This is a genomic window from Arsenicicoccus sp. UBA7492 (assembly GCF_002479615.1).
Classification (GTDB): domain Bacteria; phylum Actinomycetota; class Actinomycetes; order Actinomycetales; family Dermatophilaceae; genus Arsenicicoccus; species Arsenicicoccus bolidensis.
In genome coordinates, this window is sequence record NZ_DLOE01000058.1 from 20841 (window position 1) to 21138 (window position 298).

Annotated in this window: 1 protein-coding gene; it reads right to left on the reverse strand. The window is 72.8% G+C overall.

The window, feature by feature from the left end; all coding sequences use genetic code 11:
- Positions 1–298: GNAT family N-acetyltransferase (locus B4E97_RS17415; RefSeq protein ID WP_286960986.1), on the reverse strand; the 298-nt coding region annotated here is incomplete at both ends.

A 298-nucleotide genomic window follows, 5' to 3' on the forward strand; every position in this document is an offset into this window, starting at 1 on the left:
GGGGCGAGCACGCTGCAGCTCCACCAGGCCTTGTCGGTGACATAGCCCATGGAGTGGTAGAGGCTGCGGGCGACCACGTTGTCGGCATACATGCCCAGGGTCACGACCGGTTCCGTGCGCAGGAGGTCGCGGGTCAGGACCGCCGTCGTGGCCCGGCCGAGGCCCTGCCCACGATGGCTGGAGGCCACGATGATGCCCGACAGGTGGGCGGCCCCGGACGAGAGCCGGTGGACCGCCGCGCACGCCACGATCCGACCCCGGTCGTCGCGCACACCGACCCAGCGCTCGCTGCGCCCCG